Annotated in this window: 14 protein-coding genes and 3 pseudogenes; 9 read left to right on the top strand and 8 right to left on the bottom strand. The window is 54.0% G+C overall.

The genetic code is table 11. The features are described 5' to 3' along the window. The gene (locus ABLQ08_RS00255; protein WP_352938074.1) at nt 1-2,037 is read right to left on the bottom strand and encodes an NADH:flavin oxidoreductase; all 2,037 of its coding nucleotides are present in this window, start codon (nt 2,035-2,037) and stop codon (nt 1-3) included. A 172-nt stretch (nt 2,038-2,209) separates the two neighbouring features. Here ABLQ08_RS00255 and ABLQ08_RS00260 point away from each other — a divergent pair, with 172 nt between their 5' ends. Further along, a complete protein-coding gene (locus ABLQ08_RS00260) occupies nt 2,210-2,845 on the top strand; it encodes a TetR/AcrR family transcriptional regulator (RefSeq protein WP_417714877.1) in 636 nt (211 codons plus the stop codon). Nucleotides 2,846-2,870: 25 nt separating this feature from the next. On the opposite strand, the gene ABLQ08_RS00265 is transcribed toward ABLQ08_RS00260, so the two are convergent. After that, nucleotides 2,871-3,356 (bottom strand): Lrp/AsnC family transcriptional regulator, encoded by a 486-nt coding sequence (locus ABLQ08_RS00265; RefSeq protein ID WP_352940483.1) that lies wholly within the window; start codon nt 3,354-3,356, stop codon nt 2,871-2,873. Nucleotides 3,357-3,524: 168 nt separating this feature from the next. After that, nucleotides 3,525-4,163, bottom strand: a complete 639-nt coding sequence (locus ABLQ08_RS00270; protein WP_352938077.1) for a uracil-DNA glycosylase family protein — start codon at nt 4,161-4,163, stop codon at nt 3,525-3,527. Nucleotides 4,164-4,373: 210 nt separating this feature from the next. Between ABLQ08_RS00270 and ABLQ08_RS00275 the strand changes: the two genes are divergently transcribed. Continuing rightward, entirely contained in the window at nt 4,374-5,849 is a 1,476-nt protein-coding gene (locus ABLQ08_RS00275) for a sensor histidine kinase (protein WP_352938079.1), read from the top strand. Between the two features lie 36 nt (nt 5,850-5,885). Here ABLQ08_RS00275 and cobT read toward each other — a convergent pair whose 3' ends face one another. Next, nucleotides 5,886-6,911: a nicotinate-nucleotide--dimethylbenzimidazole phosphoribosyltransferase gene (gene cobT, locus ABLQ08_RS00280; protein WP_352938081.1), complete on the bottom strand. Its 1,026-nt coding sequence runs from the start codon at nt 6,909-6,911 to the stop codon at nt 5,886-5,888. Here cobT and ABLQ08_RS00285 point away from each other — a divergent pair. The 4 genes from ABLQ08_RS00285 to ABLQ08_RS00300 all read left to right on the top strand — a co-directional run bounded on the left by ABLQ08_RS00285 (nt 6,910) and on the right by ABLQ08_RS00300 (nt 10,073). After that, complete coding sequence (locus ABLQ08_RS00285; RefSeq protein WP_352938083.1) at nt 6,910-7,890, top strand: adenosylcobinamide-GDP ribazoletransferase; 981 nt, start codon at nt 6,910-6,912, stop codon at nt 7,888-7,890. The genes cobT and ABLQ08_RS00285 overlap by 2 nt on opposite strands. 27 nt (nt 7,891-7,917) lie before the next feature. Further along, nucleotides 7,918-9,108 carry an alpha/beta hydrolase gene (locus ABLQ08_RS00290; RefSeq protein ID WP_352938084.1) on the top strand — a complete coding sequence of 397 codons (1,191 nt, stop codon included), beginning with the start codon at nt 7,918-7,920 and terminating at the stop codon, nt 9,106-9,108. 72 nt (nt 9,109-9,180) lie between these two features. Continuing rightward, nucleotides 9,181-9,360 (top strand): DUF1289 domain-containing protein, encoded by a 180-nt coding sequence (locus tag ABLQ08_RS00295; protein WP_352938087.1) that lies wholly within the window; start codon nt 9,181-9,183, stop codon nt 9,358-9,360. Further along, on the top strand, nt 9,360-10,073 hold the full coding sequence (locus tag ABLQ08_RS00300) for a retropepsin-like aspartic protease family protein (RefSeq protein WP_352938089.1): 714 nt from the start codon (nt 9,360-9,362) through the stop codon (nt 10,071-10,073). The genes ABLQ08_RS00295 and ABLQ08_RS00300 overlap by 1 nt, the downstream gene beginning before the upstream one ends. Before the next feature lie 34 nt (nt 10,074-10,107). On the opposite strand, the gene dusA is transcribed toward ABLQ08_RS00300, so the two are convergent. After that, nucleotides 10,108-11,109 (bottom strand): tRNA dihydrouridine(20/20a) synthase DusA, encoded by a 1,002-nt coding sequence (gene dusA / locus ABLQ08_RS00305; protein ID WP_352938092.1) that lies wholly within the window; start codon nt 11,107-11,109, stop codon nt 10,108-10,110. 278 nt (nt 11,110-11,387) lie between these two features. On the opposite strand from dusA, the gene ABLQ08_RS32645 reads away from it, so the two are divergent. Together ABLQ08_RS32645 and ABLQ08_RS00310 are read left to right on the top strand one after the other, a co-directional pair. Further along, nucleotides 11,388-11,750 (top strand): hypothetical protein, encoded by a 363-nt coding sequence (locus ABLQ08_RS32645; RefSeq protein WP_417714878.1) that lies wholly within the window; start codon nt 11,388-11,390, stop codon nt 11,748-11,750. A 48-nt stretch (nt 11,751-11,798) separates the two neighbouring features. Further along, a pseudogene (locus tag ABLQ08_RS00310) lies at nt 11,799-12,503 on the top strand (IS256 family transposase). A gap of 197 nt (nt 12,504-12,700) precedes the next feature. On the opposite strand, the pseudogene ABLQ08_RS00315 reads toward ABLQ08_RS00310, so the two are convergent. Then, a pseudogene (locus ABLQ08_RS00315) lies at nt 12,701-12,928 on the bottom strand (transposase); the annotation flags it as partial. Nucleotides 12,929-13,026: 98 nt separating this feature from the next. Here ABLQ08_RS00315 and ABLQ08_RS00320 point away from each other — a divergent pair. Beyond that, nucleotides 13,027-13,782: pseudogene (locus ABLQ08_RS00320) on the top strand (transposase). 143 nt (nt 13,783-13,925) lie between these two features. Here ABLQ08_RS00320 and ABLQ08_RS00325 read toward each other — a convergent pair. Both ABLQ08_RS00325 and ABLQ08_RS00330 read right to left on the bottom strand, forming a co-directional pair. Continuing rightward, nucleotides 13,926-15,401, bottom strand: a complete 1,476-nt coding sequence (locus ABLQ08_RS00325; protein WP_352938094.1) for a hypothetical protein — start codon at nt 15,399-15,401, stop codon at nt 13,926-13,928. A 311-nt stretch (nt 15,402-15,712) separates the two neighbouring features. Next, nucleotides 15,713-16,627: a hypothetical protein gene (locus tag ABLQ08_RS00330; protein ID WP_352938096.1), complete on the bottom strand. Its 915-nt coding sequence runs from the start codon at nt 16,625-16,627 to the stop codon at nt 15,713-15,715. Nucleotides 16,628-16,641 lie beyond the last annotated feature (14 nt).

The raw sequence follows: 16,641 nt of genomic DNA on the forward strand, positions 1-16,641 counted from the left end.
TCAGATTTCCTTCATCAGACGAAGAGCATCGTAGATTGCGGCATGTGTGTTCCGCGCTGAAACGGCATCTCCAATTCGGTAGAGCGCGTAGTCCCCGCCCGGGTTTGCATCCAGCGGCTGCGGTCTTCCGAAGATCAGAGCCTCCTGACTCACCGAGCCCAGGTTCTTCGAATTGGGCTTCAATTCGAAATAGAGTTCATCCATTGGAACAGTGCCGTGATTGACAACGATCTGATCGAATTCCCGTTCCTCGGTGAACTTGGAATAATCCGTGCCCACCACCGCCTTGATCATGTTGCCTGACTTCTGCGCGGCCTTCAGCCGATAAGTCACGGTGAAGCGCACATCCTTGTCTTGCAGGGCGCGCATGTAAGGCACCAGGTTCATGGCCATGACATCCGGTGCGAACGACCTGTCCGGCGTCATGATTTCAACATGGGCCCCGGAGTTTGCGATGATCTCCGCCGCCTGAAGAGCCGGGTGATCTCCGGCATCATCATATACAAGGACCCTCTTCCCCGGCTTCACATCACCGGCAATGATGTCCCACGCCGAGACAACCAGATCGTTTCCTTCGGTCAATACTTCGGTATGCGGCAGACCACCTGTCGCGACGATTACCACATCCGGGTTTTCCCCCTCGACGTCGTCAGCTTCGGCAAATGTGTTGAACCGAAAGCGAACATCACGGGCCAGACATTGATCCATGCGCCAGTCGATGATCGAAATCATCTCACGCCGACGTTCCGATTGAGCTGTCAGCCGGACTTGTCCGCCGGCATCCGGCGCTGCCTCGAAGACAGTTACGTCGTGCCCCCGCTCTGCTGCAACGCGCGCTGCCTCCATGCCGGCCGGCCCCGCCCCGACAATGACGACCTTCTTCCTGGTATCCGCTGGCGGGATCTCATGCGGCATGGTCAGCTCGCGGCCCGTTGCCGGGTTATGGATGCACAGGGCATCGCCTGCCTGGTAGATCCTGTCCAGGCAGTATGTCGCTCCGACGCAAGGACGAATGTCGTCCTCCCGCTTTTCCGCAATCTTCTTCACGAGCAGCGGATCTGCCATGTGGGCACGCGTCATGCCGACCATATCGAGAAGGCCTTCGGCGATCGCATGGCGGGCAGTAGCGACATCGGGGATTTTGGCGGCATGGAACGTCGGCAGTCCGATTTCTTTTCTGATGGTTCCGGCGAAATCCAGATGCGGCGCGTTCCGCATTCCCTGAACGGGAATGACGTCGGTGAGCCCGGGATCGGTGTCGATATGCCCACGAATGACGTTGAGAAAATCGATCTGCCCGGTTGCCTTTAGCCTGCGTGCAATTTCCAACCCTTCTTCAGGTGTGATGCCACCCTCAAGATCCTCGTCCGCGGTAAAGCGAATGCCGAGAATGAACTCATCGCCGACCCTCTTGCGCACAGCGTCAATAACCTGAAGTGAAAACCGCATCCGGTTCTCCAGCGATCCTCCATATGGGCCGTCCAGCGTGTTGGTTACCGGCGACCAGAACTGGTCCATCAAATGACCATAGGCCTGCAATTCGATGCCATCCATACCGCCTTCTTTCATGCGCTCGGCGGCATCGGCATAATCCTGGATAATCCGGTCGATGTCCCAGTCTTCAACTTGTTTGGGGAACGCGCGATGTGCGGCCTCACGCTCGTGGGAAGGAGCGACGGCCGGCAGCCAGTCACCTTTGTTCCAGTGGGTTCTGCGACCCAGATGCGTCAACTGGATCATCACGGCACAGCCATGGTCGTGACAGGCATCTGTCAACCGCTTCACCCACGGCACCACCTCATCCTTGTAAGCAAGGATGTTGTTGAAGACCGGTGGCGAGTTGCGGGAAACGGCTGCGGACCCGGCAGTCATGGTCATCGCCACACCGGCCTTCGCCCGGATCTCGTGATAGGCCCTGTACCGGTCCTTTGGCATGCCGTCCTCCGGATAAGCCGGCTCATGCGAGGTGATCATTATCCGGTTCTTCAGCGTCAGATGTTTGAGCTGATAAGGCTGCAACAGTGGATCTTTCGACATGCCTCTCCCTCATGAAAGCGCCTGCTCCCTGCGTCCCGGGAACCAACGTTGATGACAAGGTAGAGCCTCGCTCAGCCGCTTGAAAGTTCCAAAAACGACATCCATGTCGCTTTTGCGAACACAGGTGTCAATTTTGATTGTCAGCCCGCTTTTGGCCTGATAACCAGCAAATATGAGCGAGCCTTTGATTGAGAAAACATCCGGTTGGCGCGGTACGCGGGAGATCTGGATTCAGGCGGCCTACCAGGCACTTCTGGACAACGGCATCGACGCCGTGAAAGTCATGCCGCTTGCCGAGCGGCTCGGTCTTTCCCGCACAAGCTTCTACGGTCACTTTTCTGATCGGAATGAATTGCTGGATGCTTTGATCAGGCTTTGGCAGGCCAAAAACACCGGCAATCTGATAAAGCGCACCGAGGATTATGCAGAATCGATCACCGAGGCGATCCTGAACATATTCGACCTCTGGCTCGACCCGGATCTCTTTGATTCACAGCTGGAATTTGCAGTCCGCAATTGGGCGCATACGGACAGTGACCTTGCCCGCATGCTGGAAGAGGCAGACCGTGTGCGGGTAGAATCCTTTCAGACCATGTTCGAGCGTTTCGGATATGACGCGCATTATGCCAACATCCGGGCAAACACCGTCTATCAGACCCAGATCGGTTACATTTCCATGATCAAAGATGGCCCCGCCGAACCTTTGGAACCGCGCTTGAAGCGTATGCCTTACTACGCCGAGATCTTTTCCGGCCAGAAGGTGACGGAAGCTGAAACTGCGCGCTTTTTTTCCCGGCACCCCTTCTGACGCCGTTCTTTTCCCGACCTGACCGTCACGTGTCCGAACGCGGTTTCTCGGGAGCGACATATGCCAGTGGCAGAGCAGTCGTATTCTTGATCTGCTCCATGGCAAAAGTCGTTGAAACGTCGGAGATATCGATCCTGGAAATCAGCTTTTTGTAGAAGGCGTCATAGGCCTCGATGTCAGGCACCGCCACTCTCAGCAGATAGTCGACCTGCCCCGCCATCCGATAAAACTCGACAACTTCCGGAAATTCGCGGATCACGTCTGCAAATTTTTTCAGCCAATCTTCGGAATGCTGGCTTGTGGTGATGGCAACAAAGGCTGTGACTTTCGCATTGACTTTGGTTGGATCGAGCAGCGCGACCCGACCGGTGATTACACCATCTTCTTCCATCTTCTGGATGCGGCGCCAGCACGGCGTTGTCGACAGTCCGACCCGGCGGCCGATCTCGGCAACCGGCACAGTGCAGTCTTCTTGCAGAATGGACAGGATGCGTCGGTCGATACGATCAATCATGAGCAGGAGGTCCAGCGGTTGGCAGCAGAATTTTCCCGCCGATCCATGAACAGATCTTGGGAAATGATTTCTCACTTAGACCAAAACTGGTACCGGAATTGCAAAGCGATTGTCAATTCTTCGGGAAATGAGAATTTTTTTCGAAAACGCCTCCCAAGGATGGGGTCATAGCAATCGCGCCACTTGCCTTCTGAGGACGGGAAGCAAATCCGTTTCGAACCATGGGTTCTTTTTCAGCCAGGAATTGTTGCGCCAGGAAGGATGCGGCAGAGGCATGACAACCGGTTTTCCGTCCGCCGGAGCTTGTTCGAAATACTGTCTCCAATTGGCCACGGTCTCCGTCAGGGACTTCTTGCGATTCGGCCCAAGATGATAGGCCTGAGCGTATTGACCGATGACCAGTATCAGTTCGATCTGCGGCATTGCTGCAAAGAGACGGTCATGCCAGATGCGTTTACATTCGATCCTAGGAGGCAGATCGCCTCCTTTCGCATCGAGCCCCGGGAAACAGAACCCCATCGGGATAATGGCGAGCCGTGCGGCATCATAGAAGACGTCCTCTCCGACTCCCATCCAGTCCCTGAGACGGTCACCTGACGGATCAGTGAACGGTCGCCCGCTGCGATGAACCCGAGTTCCAGGTGCCTGCCCGCAAATGCAAATCCTTGCGGTCGAAGAAATCTGCAGCACCGGTCTGGGGTCGTGCGGCAGCGGAGATTTGACGGGATTTTCCACACAGGCGCGGCAGGCGCGAATGTCCTCAGCCAGTGCTTCGACATCTCTGGATTCCGCATTTACCGACAATGAGTTGCACCTTGGCACAGCTGGTTAACCCTTCTCTTACCACGATCCTGAGGATGATCTTAAGGAATGTTGGATCACATTGCATAAACACGCAGTATCAACTTAACGAAATCAACACCGCCCGGTCTGCTTATGGGATCCCTCTCGCCAGAACATAGCGAAGACGACAATTTCGCCATCAACAGGCAGCGGGCTATCCGGCGCCGCGAAATGGCGCGATTTGCAAGGAATGCACGCAGCCGTCTGGGTACCCCTGAAAACCGTTATTCGACGTTTGACCTGGAACGGCAGCATCTGTTTGCGGACACCCGGATCAACGCTGCCTACGCTGTCCCCCTCCTCGCCCTGATCGTCGCAGTCATTTCACTGCTTTGGGTCAATCCGGTACTTTCCATCGCCTGGTTTTCCAGCACATTGTGCCTTCATTTCATGATGGTTGGAATCAGCCACGCCTACGAAAAGGCCCCGCCTGACCAGCAGTCCCGAAGAATCTGGCTTTGGCGTTTCACAGCAGGCGATCTGATTTACGGCTGTGGCTGGGCGGCTTTTCTTCTTCTGCCGAAGCCCAGTGACGCCGGCGAAGAGCTTGTCATCTTCCAGTTTGCCACCTTGTTGATCGTTGTTGCCACGAACACCATGCAATCGGCAACATTGCCCAGATGCCTGCTCGCCAGCACGCTACCGACGACGCTTGTTGTCACCGTAGGCTTCCTGCTGCAGGGCAGTCCGATCCACTACACGCTCGCCGCCATGGCCATCGGAGCGCAGGGGTTCTTTCTGATCCTTGGCAATCAGCTCTTGAAGAACACCAACACAATGCTGGAATACAGAGCCGACAAGGACCATCTGATCGCAGAGCTGGAAACGGCAAATGCCATGTCGGATGAGGCCCGCCGCCGAGCGGAAGCGGCAAACATCGCCAAGTCCCGTTTCCTCGCCACCATGAGCCACGAGTTACGTACTCCGCTCAATGCCATCCTCGGATTTTCCGAAATCATGAAGGATGAGGTGCTTGGTCCCATGCACAACAATAACTACAGATCCTATGCGGGAGATATCCACGGTTCCGGTCAGCATCTTCTCAATCTGATCAATGAGATCCTTGACCTTTCCCGCATCGAAGCAGGCCGGCACGAACTTCATGAAGAAGCTCTGCTTCTGGGCGATATTGCAGAAGAATGCAGGACAATGATGAATGTTCGCGCCAAGGCGAAGTCCATCGTTCTTCATCACTCTCATGATGGCGGACTGCCGTGCGTCTGGGCCGATGAACGTGCCCTGCGGCAGGTCATCTTGAACCTGATGTCCAACGCGGTGAAATTCACACCCGTTGGAGGCGAAGTGAAAATTACGGTCGGCAGGACTGTCGATGGTGGGCAGTATGTATCTGTCAAGGACACGGGTCCTGGAATTCCGGAAGAGGAAATTCCAACCGTTCTGGAAGCGTTCGGTCAGGGCTCACACGCGATCAGGAGTGCAGAGCCGGGAACTGGCCTTGGGCTCTCCATCGTGCAGGCGCTCATAGGCATGCATGACGGCCGGTTTGCCTTGAGGTCGAACCTGGGCGAAGGCACGGAGGTCACAGTCTCCCTGCCCTCTTCCCGAAACATGCATTTTTCAGATGAAGTTGCCGCTAACATTGACACCAAGAGCAACGGGCAACGACGAGACGCCAAATCGGCTTAGGGACTCGCCCCAAGCCGGTGATTGGGTTCCCAATTCTCATTCAGACTTTTCCGAAACCCCGGCATCCGCGAAGGTCGCCATGCCGGAGTGCATCTCTGCCGCGGCCTTGATGATACCGGTCGCAAGCGCAGCGCCGGAACCTTCGCCCAAACGCATCCCGAAGTCGAAAAGGGCGTCCTTGCCCATATGGTCCAGCGCTCTTGAATGTGCCTGCTCTGCAGAGACATGAGCAAACAGGCAATGGTCCAAACCGGCAGGGTCCATAGCGTAAACAACAGCAGCGGCAGCCGTCGTCACAAAACCATCGACAACAACCGGCACTCTCTGCAGCCTTGCTGCGATGATCAAACCGGCCATCGCCGCGATTTCACGGCCACCGACGCGCCGCAGAATTTCGAGCGGATCCCTGACCCCGTTCAAGCGTGCCACGGCCATTTCGACCGCCTCCCGCTTGCGCGCCAGGCCTTCGTCGTCAACGCCAGTGCCGCGTCCAATCCATTCTTCGGCGCTGCCGCCAAACAGCCCGTTCAGAACAGCGGCTGCAACAGTGGTGTTGCCGATGCCCATTTCTCCCAGGCAGATGAGATCGATACCGCCGGCCAGCGCTTCCATGCCGTAAGCCATGGTCGCCGCGCAATTGGCTTCGTCCATCGCATCTTCCCTGGTGATGCTGGGCGTCGGCAGATCAACGGCGAGGTCGAACACCTTGAGACCGACGTCATTGCTACGGCAAATCTGGTTGATGGCCGCGCCGCCCGCGGCGAAATTCTCGACCATCTGTTTGTTCACAGCGCTCGGAAACGCGGAAACGCCTTCATCGGCGACGCCATGCGCCGTTGCAAAAATCGCGACCAAAGGCCGGGAGACTTTGGGAGGGGCATTTCCGGACCACGCTGCAAGCCATTCGGCAATCTCTTCAAGGCGTCCAAGCGATCCGGCCGGCTTTGTCAATTGGCTGTCGCGCTCACGAACTTTCATGAGAGCCTCATCGTCCGGTCCAGGCATCGACTTCACCAGGTTGCGGATATCGTCGAATGGAAGCGCGGTGTCGGAAAGGGACATGTTCTTGGTTCCCGGTCTTCTTGTGGATGGTCGTCAGCCACTTGGTCCTGTTAAGCGGCTGATCTATAACCGCACCTTGACAAAACTCAAGCGCAGGACCGGCCTTATGAGCCCTGAAACCGACCAGACCTCCGATTCCGGGCTCTCAACGAGTGCCACAGGTACCCGGTCTCGTGGAAAAAAGTATGGTCTGGACATCGAGGGCTTCGCCGCTGACACGGCTGCGTGCGCCCGTTTCTTTTCCCGGTTGCCGCTCTCGAAGGTCAACGCACTGGATGATCCATCCGCAGCTCCCGACTTTACTCGAATTGCAAGGGCCGCCCCCCTCGCCGGCCTTGCGGTCGCGTTGCCCGCTGCTGGCCTCGGCATGTTTCTCGGCTTCACGCATCTGCCGCCGCTTGCCGTCGCAGCACTTGTTGCGGGCATGTTGGCGATGGTCACCGGCGCGCTGCATGAGGATGGGTTAAGCGATGTAGCAGACGGGTTCTTCGGCGCAGAAACACGCGAGAAACGTCTGCAGATCATGAAGGACAGCCGGATCGGTGCGTTCGGGGCCCTCGCTCTCCTGATTTCGGTTCTCCTGCGTGTCTCGTTGCTTGCCGCGCTTTGGCTGCGTTTCAGTCCTGCAGATGCCGCCCTGTTGCTTCTTGGCAGCGAGGCCCTCAGCCGCGCACTGCTTGTCTGGCAGTGGGAAAAGCACCCTCTTGCGCGCCCGGAAGGACTGGCGGCCCGTTTTGGCAAACCCGAACATCAAACCGTTCAACAGGCCCTGCTTGTGACCATCCCCCTCCTGCTTCCGGCAGCGCTCATCCTTTCGGTTGAAGCATTTCTGCTGGGTATCCTGATTGCTATCGGAGCAGCCTACCTCACCGGACGCGTTGCGCTCGACAAGATCGGTGGCACCACGGGTGATGTACTTGGCGCGATTCAGCAACTCGCCGGGCTTGGTTTTTTGCTCGGGATGCTTATGGTGCCTTGAAGCAGTGATGAAGGACAGCCAGCAGAAATGACCGACCAGTCGATTGCAATGGTCCGCCCGCGTTTCAGGGTTTCGGCACCAGTGGTAGCACTGTTCCTTGTTGCCCTTTTCGTTCTGTCGGCTTGTGGCGGGCGACCGTCTGTCGGTGCGCTCGAAGTTTCAATCGCACCCGCGGAAGGAACGAAGGACCACGATATCCTGATCGTCACGACACGGGAAAAGGATAACCAGCCTGACACCTATTTCAGCGGTGAACGCGGTTCGGAAGTCAGTTTTGCCGAGGCGGTCATTTCAGTTCCGCCGACACACAAACCCGGCGCAATCGAATGGCCATCAAGCCTTCCAGGCGACCCCGAGACCGAATTTGTCACGCGGAGTGCCAGTTACATCAGCGACGAAGCTGCATTTACGCGGGACATTAATCAACGATTGGCAAAGCTGCCCAAGGGCGAGCGCGAAATCTTCCTGTTCATCCACGGATACAACACCCGCTTTCCGGAAGCCTTGTTTCGGTTCACGCAAATCGTCAACGATGCGGACCTCGATGCGGTTCCCGTTCTTTTCACCTGGGCCTCCCGCGGCAAGGTCCAGGACTACATCTACGATCTGAACAGCGCGGCAATTGCCCGTCAGGCTCTGCAGAAAACCATGCTGCAACTCTCGAGAACCAATGCCGACAAGATCAACATTCTTGCACATTCCATGGGCAACTGGTTGCTGATGGAAGCAGCGATCCAGACACCGCCGGAGAAACGCAAATTGCTGGCCGGAAAGCTTCAGGATGTGGTTCTGGCGGCTCCGGATATCGACATCGATCTCTTCAAGGCGCAGTTGAAGAAGTTGGGGCCGCGCCCGCGACCCTACATGGTGATCGTTTCTCGCGACGACCGGGCTCTGCGCCTATCAAGGGCAATTGCCGGTGGCAAGGAACGGGTCGGCGCTTACTCCAACGATCAGGAGCTGGCGGAACTCGGTGCCGTCGTTGTCGACGTGACTGACCTTCAGTCACTGGACAGCTCGCATCACTCAAAATTCGCCCAATTGGCCGAATTCAGTCCGCAATTTCGAGAAACGCTCGGACAATCGGGCCTGACATCGGTTTCCGACATGGGGGGCCGCGCCAAGACCAGTGAAGGACTGGGCGATTTCATCGGCAACACAGTCACGCTTCCAATTCGCATCATCGCCGCGCCCGTTACTCTGGCCGGGGGTGGCTGATCAGTTGTTGAACCTCCTCTTTTTGCCACAATCAGACTTGGCACGGCCACATTTCGCCGCCATATGCGCCTTATGAAGTCACCTTGCATAAATATCTGTCAAATCGACCAGAAGCGCGGTCTTTGCACCGGTTGCCTGCGCTCGCTTGACGAAATTGCCGGCTGGGCAAGCTTCAGCGACGATGAACGCGCTGAAGTTCTGTCCGATCTCGACAGGCGCCGTGAGAACGGAAGCCTGGAAGGTGAACAGTAATGGACGGACCGAAAAAATTCCGTGGACTGATCGTGGTCCTGCTGGTGACCGCCATGGCCGCCGTAGCCTTTTATGCCTTTTTCGGCGACCCGACGGATCCGGAAAACATCAATTTCGATGACACAGGTCCTCGCATCGTCGCGCTCTCGGCTTTGGCATTCGTCTTTCTCGCCAGCGTTGTCTTCGGGCAACCCAAAGTTCGCGAGATACTGCGGGCGACCGTCTTTTGGGGCGGATTGTGCGTCTTTCTTGTTGTCGGCTATACCTATCGGACCGATCTGGTTCAGGCGGGATACCGGGTGTTGGGCGCACTTGCGCCGGGCCTTGCCGTCACGCAGCCGGACGGATCAATCCTGATTGTCAGGGACGCGGGCGGCCACTTTGTCGTTGAAGGACAAACGAATGGCACCAGGACCCGCTTTCTTCTGGACACAGGTGCCAGCGCCGTGGTGCTGACATACGATGCTGCCCGCCGGGCTGGTTTCCACCCGGACGACCTGTCCTTTACCGTTCCCGTGTCGACGGCAAACGGCCGGACGCTGGTCGCCCCGGTGCGCATTGAAACTCTAACGATCGGCGATCATACCTTGCGCAATGTCCGAGGTTTCGTGGCGCGTGAAGGCGCCCTTGAAGGAAACCTTCTGGGCATGAGCGCCTTGGACCGGTTGCGCAGCTGGCGGATTGAAGGTGACAGATTGATCATGACGCCCTGACCCGGGGTTGACGGTAAACCCGAAACAGTTCTGACTATTCGGCCGCTTCCTGGTCGAAGCCTGCAGGGCTTACTGCTGCCAGAGCCTTTTCAACGACTTCCAGTCCCGCCCCGGGCTTGATAGCCTCGACGGTCAGAATGCGCCGCCAGGAGCGCGCACCCGGCCGGCCATGGAAGAGACCAAGCATATGCCGGGTCATGTGTGCCAGTTTCACGCCGTTGCTCAAACGGTCTTCCAGATACGTCATATGTGCCTTGACCGCATCCCAGGGTGAGACATCCTCGGTCAATGCGCCATAAAACCTGCGGTCCACCTCGCCCATGATCTGAGGCGTGTGATAGGCCGCGCGACCGAACATCAGACCGTCAAGGATCGCCAGATAGGGTTCGGCCTGGTCCAGCGTCTGCAGGCCACCGTTCAGACCAATGAACCTGTCGGGATATCCCTGTTTCAAACGCACCACGCGATCATAGTCCAGTGGTGGGATATCGCGGTTTTCCTTCGGGCTGAGGCCTTGCAGCCAGGCCTTTCGGGCATGAACCCAAAGCGCATCGGATCCGGCCGCGAAGACGGCTTCCGCCATTTTATCCAACGCCACTTCGGGATCCTGGTCGTCGACGCCGATCCGGCATTTGACGGTGACGGAAATATCGACTGCGTCCTTCATCGCCGCAACGCAAGCAGCAACAAGGTCCGGCTCCTGCATAAGACATGCGCCGAAGCGACCGGACTGGACCCGGTCGGACGGACAACCGACATTGATGTTGACTTCGTCATAGCCGAAATCGGCAACGATCTTCGCCGCTTCGGCCATTTCCCGCGGATCAGACCCACCCAGCTGGCAGGCAATCGGATGCTCCAGATCGGAAAACCCGATCAGATGCTCCCGGTCCCCATGTATCACGGCACCTGTCGTCACCATTTCCGTGTAAAGCAAGGCCCGACTGGTCAACTGCCGGTGAAACGCACGGCAGTGTCTGTCGGTCCACTCCATCATGGGTGCAACAGAGAACTTATACTCTTGATATTTCTGCATTTTTTCTTAATTTTCAAGGAACTAAAGTCGAACATGGGCAGATCAAGTTGGACAAAATTGCACACGTTTGGACCCCTTTTGATCTCTTGGAATACACATAGTGCAAACGCTGGATAGCAAATTTGGCCACTTTTCAAAAGCACCAATCTGTTAACCGGCGCGCTAAGGCCCGTCGCAAGGATGTCTATCAATCTGATACTTTTCGACGCCGCAAAAATGCTGAGCAGTGAGCACTTGAAACTGAGCGCCGCATTGATCGAAGTGAGAGCGTTTCTACAATGCGCGTCGCCAATATATCAATCGTCAGCGATGTGATCCACATCCGCGTTGCAGATATGCGTGAAGTGAATAGGCCACTTAGACGTTCAAAAGTTTATTCTCTGAACTTACTGAAAGCGAAACTGGGTCATATCCCCTTCGAAAAATTGCGCCGTGAAAATCTAATTGAATATGTGAGAAATTGCTTCCATGAAGGCGCCGGTCCTTTCACTCTCAGTTCTGAATTTTCACACATCAACACCGTAATCACGCATGCCCCTGCAGTGCACGGTATAGACGTATCAAAAGAACCAGTCGAACTGGTCTTAAATGCGATACTGGATGCGGAAGCGGACCGGCTTTGCGGTGCGGGCCGCTACTAGAGGAGCGAAGGCCACCAGGACACGCGTGCCAGCAGTTACGAACGTTCCCTGCACACCAAGGCGGGCGATTTGAAGCTGAAGATGCCGAAGTTTCGGCGCCAGACGTTCGAGACAACGATCATTGAGCGCTATCAGCGGCGGGAATGCAGTGTCGAGGAATGGCGGAACCGGCCCATCGAGGGTGAGCATCCTTATCTCTATCTCGACTGGATCGTGAAAAAGCGGACCTGGGCCGGTGAGGTTCGGAATGTGTCCCTGCTTGTCGCCAGCGCAGTCAATGCGGACGGTTGCCGGGAAATTCTTGGCATTTGCGAGGGGGCCAAGGATGACAAGTCCGGTTGGTCAAACTTCCTGCGCCATCTGGTGGACCGGGGCTAGACCTGCGTGAAGCTGATCATTTCCGATGCTTGCCGAGGTCTTGTGAAGAGCATTGCGGATTACCTATCCGATGCAGTGTGGCAGCGTTGCATGGCTCACTTCTACAGGAATGTGTTCAGTCACGTGCCGTCCACCAAGGTTCGGGAAGTGACCCATATGCTGAAGGCGATCCACGCTCAGGAGAACCGAAAGGCTGCACAGGAAAAGGCCGACGCGGTTATCGCAGACCTGTGAGCGCGGCGATTGATGCAAGCAGTAGATCTCATCGAAGAGAGCATCGGTGAGACACTGACCTATTATGGCTTTCCGGACAGCCATTGGCGCAAGATCAGAACCAACAATCCTTTCGAACGGATTGTGAAGGAGATCCGATAACGAACACGGGTGTCGGGGCCTTCCCGGACGGTCAGTCATGCCTGAACCTGGCCGCGGCAAGCCTCAGGCACATTGCGGCCGGTAAATGGTCCAGCCGAAAATACATGCGTATGGCAACGCTCTACCAGAAGCAAGATCAAACCCAAGGAGCCGTCGTCTGAAAACAAAAGAGCGAAAGATCTTTGACACTTCCACACATCAATCATCGACTCTGCGAGCAGCTTCTTCAATTTTGCGTTCTCTTCTTCGAGAGCCATAAGCTGTTTGATCTCAGACACCTCCATGTCACCATACTTTGAGCGCCACTTGTAAAAGGTCGCATCGCTGACGCCATATTTGCGGCAAAGCTCCGCCGCCGAAATGCTGGCCTGATGCTCTTTCAAAATGCTAATGATCTGTTCTTCGGAGAACCTAGATCGCTTCATCGTCTGTACCCTTCAATCTGATGTGCCCCCGCTAAATACGCCCGATTTGGGTCAGAGTTTTCCGCGACGAATTTCCTGGCTGGAAAGGAGCGGAATTGATGAAGGCATCGAAGTTTTCGGATGCGCAGAAGGCGTTCATTGTGAAGCGTGGGGACGAAGGTGTCCCTGTCGCTGAGATCTGCCGTGAGGCGGGGATCAGCCAGGCGACCTATTTCAATTGGCGGAAAAAGTACGGGGCCTGATGCCTTCGGAGATGAAGCGTCTCTGAGAGCTGGAGCAGGAGAATGCCCGGTTGAAGAAGATTTTTGCGGACCTGTCTCTCGACAAGGAAATGCTTCAGGACATCGTCAAACGAAAGATCTGAGGCCTGCCCGGAAGAGAACGCTGGTCGACGAGATGCGATCGAACTGGTCGGTGTCCATTCGCCGCGCCTGCGCGGTGGCCCTGTTCGATCCGACAACCTATCGGTACAAGTCCCGTCGACCCGGCCAGGCCACTTTGGAACAGCGGATCAAGGAGATTTACCAGACACGTGTCCGGTTCGGATACCGGCGCGTGCAAGTTTTGCTGCGCCGGGAGGGCTGGATGATCAATCAGAAGAACACTCGGCGTATCTACAACGACTTGGGCCTGCAACTCAGGAACAAACATCCGAAGCGCCGGGTGAAAGCGAAGCTCCGGGACGATCGCCAAGAAGCTATCGGCCCGAATGATGTCTGAGCCTCGCGGATGCAGTCGAAAAGTTGGAGGATTGGCGCAAGGACTACAACGAACACACACCTCACGGTGCCATCGGCAACAAGGCGCCGGTGAACCTGATGAAATCAGAACCTGCAGCCAGCCCGTGTTCTTGATTTGGTCCGGAAAACTCTAGCCCGTCCCGAGGGCATATTGGGTAGCACTGCAAATTACGGCAGACTAACCTCAAAACGCAGACATTTCAGGGGAGCAGGTCATCCTGGACACACTTATCAGCCGCAACGAGATCCGAAAATTTCTACTTTAAACAGGGAATCAAATCCTTCGCCACCGAATGAAGAAGGCCCTCAATCTCCAGATGTTGATATTTAGGGTCGTCTGCAATATTTGGATACAGCTTCTTTTGACTAGGGTTTTGATACCCGGGAAACGTGTACGTTACAAATCTATTACGTAAAAACTCTCGCACATCACTAGGGTCATTCGCGGGTTCTGCGATGAATTTGGGCAAATCAATGTGTCTGTCGAAGTTTGCAACGTTGGGGCAACCTGAGAACCAAGAATGGCCGAATAGCAGCGACTTTTTGCCAATCAAAGCAGCTTCGAGTGCTGCAGTACCAGAAATTGTCGCAGTAATAGAAGCGTATTTGATCAGTTCGGCCGAAGAGATATCGTCGTTTCGAAGCAGTTGAACCCCTTGGATAGACTTAATCGCTCGATAAAACTCAAGGCTGCGCCCAAGAAACCCACGGGTAGAGCTGTAAAGTTGAGAAGGGTGTTCTCGAACGTAGATAGTGAAGTCTTCAGGTAAGCTATCCCGCAAGGCAGCCAGCGCCTGTATCTGGTCTGTGTATTTCAGTCCGTCCGGGTTTGTCGTTCGTTCAGGCTCATATTGCAACGGAAAATAGGCAAATGGCTTTTGTAAGTCGTGTCCTTCAGAGGCTAGCATGTCAATGTTCTCTTGGAGACTTGAAATATACTGCAGTCGCGACCGATCTCTAAAATAACCCTTAGTAACGGACATGAATCTCGAAGGTTTTAATAGTCTACGCAGCTTTCCACGCGTTTTTTGACTTACGTAGGAAAAATAGCGTTTTCCATCGCCTATATGCTTAGTCTTTTGGTGCCGCATGTAAGATGGCTCCCATGGGACGACCGACGAAGCGCAAACCGTTTCCGCATATTGTTCAAATTTTTCCCACATTTTTAAATCGATCGAGACGTCTCTTGGACCAGAATATGGAATCAATTGATCATTGATGCCCTTTCTTAAATAGAGCCCCCCCGAAAGGGGAAACCAACCTAAGGTAAACGTCGGAATATTATAATATCTACACAGCTCATAAAGTATATAAGATGTATACACGTGCGGCGATTCTATCGCAAAAAAGAAATTCGGTTTGTGTTTGTTTATTTTCCCAACCCCCCAAAATATGACCGATAGTATAGCCGCTTCCCTATCAAGGCGAGACCAACTTTTTCCGGTATCTATTCTATCCATCATTTTTGCAGCGTTATCTTTAACGCGATGGAAATCTCCTGAATCAAGAAAATGAAGATTGTTTACAGAAATGTCTGCTGTCTGGAGATGAGGTGAATAGCGCAGGCCATCAAAATCAATAACATCGCAATCAGGTAATGCGCTTTTGGCCGCACTTTCCAATCGAGGATCGCCAATCCAAAGACAAGGGATTGCAATTTGCCTTTGCTCAAGTTGCGCTGCAAATTGGAGCCATATGTTTCGACCAGATACTGAAAAAAAGTACTTTAGCATCGACTACCTCTAGTCAACATTGACACTTGTCGGGCTGCTCATCGCACGCGATGATCAAAGGAGGAACGGTCCTGCAGCCGGCAGGGTTTCCTCGCTCCCTCAACATCTCTCATTAGCATCACCATCACAATTCGTAGTGAAACAAATCGCCGTATTCTTCATAGAGTTAGTTCTATGCAGAAAACCGACTGGAATCAGAGTTGATACTTGGCTTTTCTAGTAATTCCGCAGATTTCTCTTTACACACGGATATGGTTCAAAAATTTGTCGCATTGGATCTGCAAACTCAGCGACCTTCGCAGTAGAAGGATTCATTGTTGCTTAAACGGCCAGAGTGGCAATATGGATGCTAGAGCGGACTTGCTCGAAGCAACATAAATCTGGCTCTCATTTCTGGTTCTCATGTGCTGATTCAAGGCTGCAAGATATACACCAACGGTGTTTTTGGAGTATTGAGTGTCCATCATTGTATGAATGTTATGCTCACCGGAAGCAGGTAAAGAATATTTGGATCGACTCTCATTGTAGTCAGTAGCATCGAAAAAATGTTGGCCAGCGGTTTCGTCGTTCATATCAATTCCGCATAGCACAATCCTCTCATATCCCATCGCGTAACCGAATGAGACCAGCAAACCTAAAGTTCCCCTCCATTTCACAAAAAATTTCGGGATTCTGCTATATTCGAAAAAACCTAGATTTTTCACAAATTGAATCAATTTGTCGACGTCAATTTCACACTTCGAGTGGACCGGGAATTCATTCATGAAATAAATGTCGTATCCTCCAAAAGTAGATTCTATGATTGGAAGATATTCGTCCGAATTTACACCAAGCTGGCTACCTCTGAAGATAATTGGGACTTCTTTATACTCGTTTTCTCTATCCTTAAAAATTGAGGTGATTTCATTTTCCCTATTGGGAGGGAACTGAAACATGTACATTGTAGGAACGAAATCATGAACCAGCCACCAGTTAAATCCAATTGAATCGTGCTTGGCAATCAATTCAAAATCGGCCTTGTCAAGATCATTTATGGTTGGGCCGCTCCCAAGAACAAACAACGTGTTTGACTTTTTGTACTTAAGGAAATCTTTGCAAATTTTCTTTGCATTTATACTTGCAAGTCTCTCAGAAGAATACTTAATGTTGTTTAATTCATTCACCGTATACAAAAAAGTGTCAGCTCCATTTTTCTTCTTCTTTTTCTGAAAGAACTTTCTTATCATCTTTTTCTCTCACA

It is taken from the genome of Roseibium sp. SCP14 (assembly GCF_040329475.1).
Taxonomy (GTDB): Bacteria; Pseudomonadota; Alphaproteobacteria; order Rhizobiales; family Stappiaceae; genus Roseibium.

Coding starts and splice junctions, on each gene's coding strand:
- ABLQ08_RS00255 (WP_352938074.1), bottom strand. CDS start 2,037: ATGTCGAAAGATCCACTGTTGCAGCCTTATCAGCTCAAACATCTGACG.
- ABLQ08_RS00290 (WP_352938084.1), top strand. CDS start 7,918: ATGACCGACCAGTCGATTGCAATGGTCCGCCCGCGTTTCAGGGTTTCG.
- dusA (WP_352938092.1), bottom strand. CDS start 11,109: ATGCAGAAATATCAAGAGTATAAGTTCTCTGTTGCACCCATGATGGAG.
- ABLQ08_RS00330 (WP_352938096.1), bottom strand. CDS start 16,627: ATGATAAGAAAGTTCTTTCAGAAAAAGAAGAAGAAAAATGGAGCTGAC.
- ABLQ08_RS32645 (WP_417714878.1), top strand. CDS start 11,388: ATGCGCGTCGCCAATATATCAATCGTCAGCGATGTGATCCACATCCGC.
- ABLQ08_RS00260 (WP_417714877.1), top strand. CDS start 2,210: ATGAGCGAGCCTTTGATTGAGAAAACATCCGGTTGGCGCGGTACGCGG.
- ABLQ08_RS00275 (WP_352938079.1), top strand. CDS start 4,374: ATGGCGCGATTTGCAAGGAATGCACGCAGCCGTCTGGGTACCCCTGAA.
- ABLQ08_RS00300 (WP_352938089.1), top strand. CDS start 9,360: ATGGACGGACCGAAAAAATTCCGTGGACTGATCGTGGTCCTGCTGGTG.
- cobT (WP_352938081.1), bottom strand. CDS start 6,911: ATGTCCCTTTCCGACACCGCGCTTCCATTCGACGATATCCGCAACCTG.
- ABLQ08_RS00325 (WP_352938094.1), bottom strand. CDS start 15,401: ATGCTAAAGTACTTTTTTTCAGTATCTGGTCGAAACATATGGCTCCAA.
- ABLQ08_RS00295 (WP_352938087.1), top strand. CDS start 9,181: ATGAAGTCACCTTGCATAAATATCTGTCAAATCGACCAGAAGCGCGGT.
- ABLQ08_RS00285 (WP_352938083.1), top strand. CDS start 6,910: ATGTTCTTGGTTCCCGGTCTTCTTGTGGATGGTCGTCAGCCACTTGGT.